General features: G+C 67.8%; 11 protein-coding genes. 1 reads left to right on the top strand and 10 read right to left on the bottom strand.

Annotated features, from left to right (window positions below):
* Positions 1 to 344: 344 nt before the first annotated feature.
* Positions 345 to 749, bottom strand: coding sequence for an anti-virulence regulator CigR family protein (locus ACCC94_RS26705; RefSeq protein ID WP_413352621.1), 405 nt, complete (start codon positions 747 to 749; stop codon positions 345 to 347).
* Positions 750 to 925: 176 nt separating this feature from the next.
* On the opposite strand from ACCC94_RS26705, the gene ACCC94_RS26700 reads away from it, so the two are divergent.
* Positions 926 to 1,351 carry a hypothetical protein gene (locus ACCC94_RS26700; protein WP_413352620.1) on the top strand — a complete coding sequence of 142 codons (426 nt, stop codon included), beginning with the start codon at positions 926 to 928 and terminating at the stop codon, positions 1,349 to 1,351.
* 29 nt (positions 1,352 to 1,380) lie between these two features.
* On the opposite strand, the gene ACCC94_RS26695 is transcribed toward ACCC94_RS26700, so the two are convergent.
* The 9 genes from ACCC94_RS26695 to ACCC94_RS26655 form a co-directional block, all read right to left on the bottom strand.
* Positions 1,381 to 2,064: a M15 family metallopeptidase gene (locus ACCC94_RS26695; RefSeq protein ID WP_413352619.1), complete on the bottom strand. Its 684-nt coding sequence runs from the start codon at positions 2,062 to 2,064 to the stop codon at positions 1,381 to 1,383.
* Positions 2,061 to 2,522 (bottom strand): glycine cleavage system protein H, encoded by a 462-nt coding sequence (locus tag ACCC94_RS26690; protein ID WP_413352618.1) that lies wholly within the window; start codon positions 2,520 to 2,522, stop codon positions 2,061 to 2,063. The genes ACCC94_RS26695 and ACCC94_RS26690 overlap by 4 nt, the downstream gene beginning before the upstream one ends.
* A complete protein-coding gene (locus ACCC94_RS26685) occupies positions 2,519 to 2,893 on the bottom strand; it encodes a DsrE family protein (protein ID WP_138524658.1) in 375 nt (124 codons plus the stop codon). Before ACCC94_RS26685 ends, ACCC94_RS26690 begins: the two co-directional genes overlap by 4 nt.
* Positions 2,880 to 3,374 carry an N-acetyltransferase family protein gene (locus ACCC94_RS26680; RefSeq protein WP_413352617.1) on the bottom strand — a complete coding sequence of 165 codons (495 nt, stop codon included), beginning with the start codon at positions 3,372 to 3,374 and terminating at the stop codon, positions 2,880 to 2,882. Before ACCC94_RS26680 ends, ACCC94_RS26685 begins: the two co-directional genes overlap by 14 nt.
* 25 nt (positions 3,375 to 3,399) lie before the next feature.
* Positions 3,400 to 3,960 (bottom strand): DUF4136 domain-containing protein, encoded by a 561-nt coding sequence (locus ACCC94_RS26675; protein WP_413352616.1) that lies wholly within the window; start codon positions 3,958 to 3,960, stop codon positions 3,400 to 3,402.
* A 134-nt stretch (positions 3,961 to 4,094) separates the two neighbouring features.
* On the bottom strand, positions 4,095 to 4,679 hold the full coding sequence (locus tag ACCC94_RS26670; protein ID WP_413352614.1) for a DUF4136 domain-containing protein: 585 nt from the start codon (positions 4,677 to 4,679) through the stop codon (positions 4,095 to 4,097).
* A gap of 53 nt (positions 4,680 to 4,732) precedes the next feature.
* Entirely contained in the window at positions 4,733 to 5,503 is a 771-nt protein-coding gene (locus tag ACCC94_RS26665) for a methyltransferase (protein WP_413352613.1), read from the bottom strand.
* Positions 5,500 to 5,817, bottom strand: coding sequence for a nucleotide pyrophosphohydrolase (locus tag ACCC94_RS26660; protein WP_413352612.1), 318 nt, complete (start codon positions 5,815 to 5,817; stop codon positions 5,500 to 5,502). Before ACCC94_RS26660 ends, ACCC94_RS26665 begins: the two co-directional genes overlap by 4 nt.
* Before the next feature lie 46 nt (positions 5,818 to 5,863).
* Positions 5,864 to 6,643 (bottom strand): MaoC family dehydratase (locus ACCC94_RS26655; protein WP_413352611.1); only part of this gene is annotated, 780 nt, incomplete at its 5' end.

Below are 6,643 nucleotides of genomic sequence, written 5' to 3'. Positions count from 1 at the left end.
AACTCCAGCGGTGCGGCGGGTGGGCGAGGGTTGGAGATTTTGCGGGGGAAGGAGTTCCGGATAAATACTTAGCGTGCCATGGGGGCAATCGCGGATATGGCTCGCTCCAGGGAGAGTCCTGCGTTATTGCCGGCCCTCTCCCCCCGCCCTGGCTGCGCGCCCCGCTCCGAAGGGAGAGGGAGCTCTCCGTGCCGGCTGACACTTTGGCTTCAACCCGCACCAAGCGGTCCCCTCGCCCTTCAGGGAGAGGGTCAGGGAGAGGGCGGTGCCTCGTATATGAGGTCATGGAGGAGCGGGCCATGCCCGCGATCGCGCCCGTCGGGCGCTCCTAAAGGTCAGGTCGATCAATCCAGCACGTTGTGCAGCACTTCGTAGATGACGCCGGTGGCGATGGTCACCAGCAGGAGGTCGGTGCCGGCCTGCTGCCATTCGTAGCCGTCGTAATGAGGCAGGCGGCCGACCAGGCGACCGTCGAGTTTCTTGGCGATGCCCGGAGGTAGCGGTTTGCCGCGGGCGAGGTTCTTCTGGATGCCCGGCGACAGTGCGGTGCCGGGATTCCAGTAGTTGCGGTTGTCGTTGAGGATGACTTGCACGCCGCCGATGTCGATGCTCGGGCCGCTGCCCTGGTTGCCGTGCTGGCCGCCCTTGTCGTGCCCCTTGTTCTTGCCCGGATCGGCCAGCAGGAGGGGGCTGGCGCTCACCAGGGCAAGACCGAGAGCGGCCGCGAGCAGCGGGTTGGGTCTGGACATGTCCGTATCGCCTCCATGGAAATTCTGCCGTTTCGCTCAGCGTAGCCGCAGCGATGCGTTCCAGGCGGTGGCATTCTGGTACCGGCGTGCTGGCATTTCGTCGGCAGACCGCGAACGGCGGGGGCTGCAGCCAGTCATAGAGATATCCCAACCCCGCCCATGGAGGCGATAACGAGATGAAAATGTTCCTGGTTGTTGCAGTAGCCTGTGCATTCGCACTCGGCACGACAGCCTTGCTGCCCGCCGACCTCTCGCCGATCGGTTCGGCCTATGCCAAGGGCGACGGCGGTGGTCACGGTGGTGGCAATGGCGGCGGAAATGGTGGCGGTAATGGCGGCGGCCACGGTGGTGGTAAGGGCGATGCCGGCGGTAACCACGGCAGCAACAGCAATGGCGCGAACGACGGCGGCGAGCACGCCGGCAAGGCTACTCGCGACCATGGCCTGAGCGGCAACCACTACGGCAGCGAGAAGAACGACAGCAAGGGCCACGGGCAGGCGACGTCCGCCGTGGCGCATTCCAAGGATACCCAGGGCAAGACCAAGGCAGCGGCGATCTCCGCCACCAAGCCGGCCCACAAGAACACCCAGCACGACAATTGATCCACGGCGGCCAGGGACGGCCGCTGTCTTCATTGCACCGGGAAGTCGAAGTAGGTCTTCGGGTAAGGCTCGGCCTTCAGGGTGTAATGCCACCATTCGGCGCTGTAGGGCTCGAAGCCGTGCCGCAGCATGGCCTGGCGTAGCGTCTCGCGGTTGCGCGTCTGCTGCACGCTGACCAGCGCGGTGCCGTGATGGGAGATGGGCCCGAAGAAGTCGAACGGGCTGCCCATGTCCAACTCTTCCCCGCTTTTTGCATCCACCAGCGTGAGGTCGACCGTGCTGCCGCGCGAGTGCCCTGAGTGCTGGGCGATGTAGCCGTTGCGGAACAGCGCGGGCTTGTCCAGGTGCGGGTAGTAGCGGGCCTTCTGGCGGATATCCTGCGGGTCGGCCGCCCAGCGGCGGAAGTCATCCACGGCGCGCTGCGGGCGATAGCCATCGAAGATCTTCAGCGCCAGGCCGCTCAGCGCCACGTCCTTTTCCACCGCGGCCAATGCGACGGCGGCTTCGCGGGTGAGGATGATCCGAGCCTTCTGGTAGCCGTCGATGGGCTGGCCGACGAAGTTGTCGACGCCGGCGTGGCGCACGTCGTAGCGCGCGCTTTTCAGGATCTGGTCGAGGTAGACGAAACCGTCCTGCGTTGGCTGGTCGGCGCGTAGCGTCGGGCTGGCGAGCAGGCAGAGCAGCAGCGCTAGGCTCAGGCCTGCCCGGCTCATGGGCGCAGGGCCTGGACCCCGTCGTCGTCGGGGTCGAAGTTGTCCAGGTGCATGCGTTGCGCGAAGGCCTCCAGCGCGGCTTCGCCCTGCAGGAAGCGGCCACGGGCGGCGGCCCAGTCGTCGGGCTTCAGGCGCACCATCCAGCCCTCGCCATAGCAGTCCTGGTTGATCAGGCCCGGCCGACGCACCACGGCTTCGTTGCTGGCCAGGACGCTGCCGTCCAGCGGGCTGCGCGCGGAGGATGCGGCCTTGGCGAATTCCACCACGCCGAAGCTGCGGTCGCAGTCGATGTGCCAGCCGTCGCGCTTGGGAGTGAAGGCGAATATCTGCCCGTAGACCGCACAGCCGTAGGCGGTGAGCCCGAGGGTGACGGCGCCGCCTGTCTCTTCCCGCAGCCAGAGGTTGTACTCGGGCGCGTAGAGCAGGTCGTCGGGGAAGTCCAGGCCGTGCAGCCTCACAGGGTCAGCACCCGGTCGTATTCGAGGATCATGCGCGCCAGCTCGCCGCCGCTGGCGATCTCGTCGACTTCCTCGATCAACCGGCTTTCGTCGATGGCCACACCCGGTGCGCGGCACATCAGCAGGCGCGCGCCGGCTTCCTTGGCCTGCTGGATGAAGTGGCTGATGGGCTCGCCATCTTCGGCGGCGTAGAGATTGTCGGCGATGTCCTGGAAGGCCAGGCGCGTGCCCTCACCGCTGAGGAAGAGGGTGACCTTGGCATCCATGCACGCCAGCAGCGTGGCGGTGTAGAAGGGGGCGGCGCAGCGTGCCGGGGTGCTCGGGCCGCTGCTGACGATGATCAGCACCCGCTGGGGCTCAGGCGTGGACAAGGGCTTTCTCCAGTTGGACGAGGGCGACGCGCCGGCCTTGCGGGTCGGCGCGTTCGACTATGCCCTGCGGCTTGTAGCCCAGGCGTGCGTAAAGCAGCAGGCCGGCGGCGTTGGCGTTGAAGCAGGACACTTTCATGACCTGCGCCTTGTACTGCTCGCGGGCCAGTTTCTCCATGACCTCGATCAGGTACTGCGCCACGCCATGCCGCCGCGCCCAGGGCGCGACCATCATGTTGCCCAGCGCGCAGGACTCGTTGGGCTGCCACTGGTAGAAGTTGGCGAAGCCGGCGACCCGGCCATCGAGCAACGCCACGGTGCTGCCGCGCCGCTCGGCGATGGCCGCGGCGAGCTGCCCCACGGTCAGCGGCCAGCTTGCCTTGGGGTAGCAGTAGAAGAGCTCGTCGGCGTCCTGGGGAAAGCCGACCACCGCGCCGAGGTCGTCGGCGAGGGCGGGGCGGTGTTGCAGGGCGGGCTGGTTCACGCGTTCTCCGATGTGTCTGCGAAGGTCAGTGCGGCGGGTACTGGGCGATGATCTTCTGCACCGTCTCGCGGATCGCCGCTTCGCGTTCGGCGGGCGTCGGCGGGCTGCTGCGCATGATCTGCTCGCCGCTGCCGCGCCAGACCAGCTTGCCGTCCTTGCCGTCGAACATGTCGACCTGGATGGTGGCGACCTTGTAGGTCACGGTGCGGCTTTCGGCCATGGGCGGCGGGCCCCAGTAGCCACCCCAGTAACCGCCCCAGTAGCCGCCGCTGTAGGTGGTGACCTGGTCCTGGCGCTGGTCGACGATCAGGTAGGCGCGCAGCTTCACGTCGCCGGGGTTGCCGCCCTGCGCCTGGCGCAGGCCGCGCTGGTCGAACTCGCCGGCCACCGCGTCGCTGATGCGTTGTTCGGTGAGGTCGCTCTTGATGCGCGGGTCGTCCGGGCGGTACTCGAAGGCCGGCTGCGCCCAGCTCCAGGTCAGGTAGCGGGAAAAATCGCGGGTGGTGTCGTAGTCGCGGCTGACGCTGGTGGTTTCGCAGGCGGCGAGCCCGAGCATCAGGCCCAGAAGCAGTAAACGGCGGATCATGGTTGGATTACTCCTGACAGAGCTTTCATCCAAGCGCAGAGTCCGCGCAAAGGCAAGCGGCAGACGGGCTGCGCGGCGTCGCAGCGGATGAATTCCTGGCAGGATTTCCGGCCAGCCGGCGATCAGCCCGGCAGTCAACCTGGTGGATAGCCGTCCATGGCCTTGCGCGCGGCTTCGCGCAGCGCGCGGGCCTGGTCGCTCTGGCTGCTGCCGTTGTCGTATTCGGCGCTGCCGCTCCAGATTTCCTGCTGGCTGTGGGCGTCGAACAGGGCGATGCGCACCACGCTGACGGTGACCACGTAGGTGCGTGTGACCGGGTAGGAAGCGCCACCGTACCAGGGATCGTTCCAGCCGCCGCCGTAGTAACCGCCGCCGTAGTAGTCGGTGGTCTGCCGGGTGCGTTGCTCGGTGGAAAGGTGGGCGCTGACGGTCAGGTCCGCCGGAGCGTTCGAGCGCGCCGGGCGCAGGCCGCGTTGGTCGAGGGCTTCGCTGACGGCCTCTTGCAGCGGGCCGCCGAAGCCGGTGCCGTCCACCCAGGTCCACGAGCGGTAGCGACCGTAGTCCAGCGGCGGGGCCGGATAACTGCCGGGGTCGAGGCCCGGGTTGGCCGCCTGCACGGGCGCGGGCGGCATCGGCAGCGAGGTGTTGCGGTAGGGGTTCTGGCCCTGGCAGGCGGCCAGGGCGGCGAACAGCGGCAGGATCAGCAGGTAACGCGGCATGACGGACTCCCGCACGCCGGTATCGAAGGGCGTGCGCAGTGGCAACTATGCACCTAATCCTGCGGCCGGCACAGCCAGTGCAGGTAGCGGCCGAGGCCGGCGAAGGCAGGGTGGCGACGGTATTGCAGTTCCATCTCCACCAGGTCCAGCGGCTCGGCCTTGTGCTGGAACTCCACCGGCATGTAGTCGTGGAACACCCGCACGCCGCTGCGCGCCTCGATGCTCCAGTGCCCGGCCATGGCTGCTTCGAGTACGCGCGGGTCGAGCGGTTCCTGCGGAGTGAGGCTCTGGCCCTCGCCGGCGAAGCGGTTCTTGCGCAGCTTGCGGAAGTGGCCCTTGAGCAGGTTGCGGTAGATCAGCGCATCGCGGTTGTAGAAGGCCAGGGACAGCCAGCCATCGGCGCGGGTCAGCTGGTGCAGCACGGGCAGGATCGCCAGCGGCTCGGCCAGCCATTCCAGCACGGCGTGGCAGATCACCAGGTCATAGGGTTCGTTGAGCTGGCCGAGCAGGTCCTGCCACGGCGCTTCGATGAAGGTGGCTGGCAGGCCGGCTTCCGCGAAACGCTGGCGCGCGCCTTCGAGCATCGGCGCGGCGGGTTCGGCGAGAGTGACGTCGTGGCCGCGTCCGGCCAACCACAACGACATGTGGCCCAGGCCCGCGCCGATATCCAATACACGCAGCGGCCGGTCGGGCAGCGCTTCGGCGAGATCGGCCTGGAGCACGGCAAGGCGGATGGCGCCCTTGGCGCCGCCGTAGATTTTCTCGGCGAAGCGCGTGGCCAGTTCGTCGAAATGGCGGTCGCCGGTCTTCGGGGATTCGCTCACTTGGCGCCTCCCTCGATGAAGCGCCGCTCGCTGTCGGCCAGCTTGGCGAGCACCGCCTGCTCCATGTCGATGCCCAGCTCCGCGCACATCAGCAGCAGGTAAAGGACGATGTCGCCGACCTCCTGCCTGGCGTGGGCGAGTTTCTCCGGCGGCAGCTGGCGCGATTCGTCCTCGCGCAGCCACTGGAAGATTTCCACCAGCTCGGCCATTTCCACGCTGGCGGCCATGGCCAGGTTCTTCGGGCTGTGGAAGCGACTCCAGTCGTTGTGGTCGCGGATAGCGTGCAAGCGCGCGGTGATGGCTTCGAGGTTCATGCAGATGGGGCTCCAACGTGAGCCCCATAGCTTCAAGCCTGGCGCATCAAACGTCCAGCGGGCTCCAGCTGCCGGCCATGTGCGGCAGGCCGTCCTTGCCGCGCAGGCTGAACTGCCCGGAAGGCGCTGGCTCGCTGGCCAGCAGGTTGACCTGGGAGGGCAGCAGCACCGGTTTCTGGAAGCGCACGTCGACCCGGTAGCCGGCCATCGGCAGGCGCTCGCCCAGGGCGGCCAGGCTGCGCGCCTTGTTCCACAGGCCATGGGCGATGGCGCGGGGGAAACCGAACAGTTTGGCACTGGCGGCGGACAGGTGGATCGGGTTGTAGTCGCCGGCCACGCGGGCGTAGCGCCGGCCGATGTCCGCCGGGCAGTTCCAGGCGTCGATCTGTTCCAGCGGCAGCTCGGCCACTTCATCGCGCGCTGGCGGCGTGCCGTCCAGGCGCATGCCGCGGAACAGGATGCGGCTGTCGCCTTCCCAGAGCAGCCCGAGCTGGTCGTGCAACTGGGTGATGATGCTGAAGGTCACGCCCTTCTCGTGGGGTTGCAGGTCATCCACCCGCACGCTGACGTTGAACGGTCCCAGGCCGCCGAGCGGGCGCAACACGCTGATACGGTTTTCCAGGTGCACCAGGCCCAGCAGCGGGAAGGGGAAGCGCGCGTCGGTGAGCAGGCCCATCTGCAGGCCGAAGGCGAGGATGTGCGGGTAGGTCGGCGGCAGCAGGTGGTCGTCGGCGAAGCCGCAGACCTTGCGGTAGCGCTCCAGATGCTTCGGGTCGACCGTGACCGGGCAGCGCAGGCCGCGTGTCGGCAGGCTGCGGCCGCGCAC

It is taken from the genome of Pseudomonas sp. Pseusp97 (assembly GCF_047304025.1).
GTDB lineage: Bacteria > Pseudomonadota > Gammaproteobacteria > Pseudomonadales > Pseudomonadaceae > Pseudomonas.
Note: the sequence above shows the minus strand (reverse complement) of the source record. Positions and strands in the feature narration are given on the sequence as shown.

Bases quoted from the DNA above. Each gene is read 5' to 3' on its own strand.
- ACCC94_RS26700 (WP_413352620.1), top strand. From the start codon at position 926: ATGAAAATGTTCCTGGTTGTTGCAGTAGCCTGTGCATTCGCACTCGGC.
- ACCC94_RS26670 (WP_413352614.1), bottom strand. From the start codon at position 4,679: ATGCCGCGTTACCTGCTGATCCTGCCGCTGTTCGCCGCCCTGGCCGCC.
- ACCC94_RS26695 (WP_413352619.1), bottom strand. From the start codon at position 2,064: ATGAGCCGGGCAGGCCTGAGCCTAGCGCTGCTGCTCTGCCTGCTCGCC.
- ACCC94_RS26705 (WP_413352621.1), bottom strand. From the start codon at position 749: ATGTCCAGACCCAACCCGCTGCTCGCGGCCGCTCTCGGTCTTGCCCTG.
- ACCC94_RS26675 (WP_413352616.1), bottom strand. From the start codon at position 3,960: ATGATCCGCCGTTTACTGCTTCTGGGCCTGATGCTCGGGCTCGCCGCC.
- ACCC94_RS26660 (WP_413352612.1), bottom strand. From the start codon at position 5,817: ATGAACCTCGAAGCCATCACCGCGCGCTTGCACGCTATCCGCGACCAC.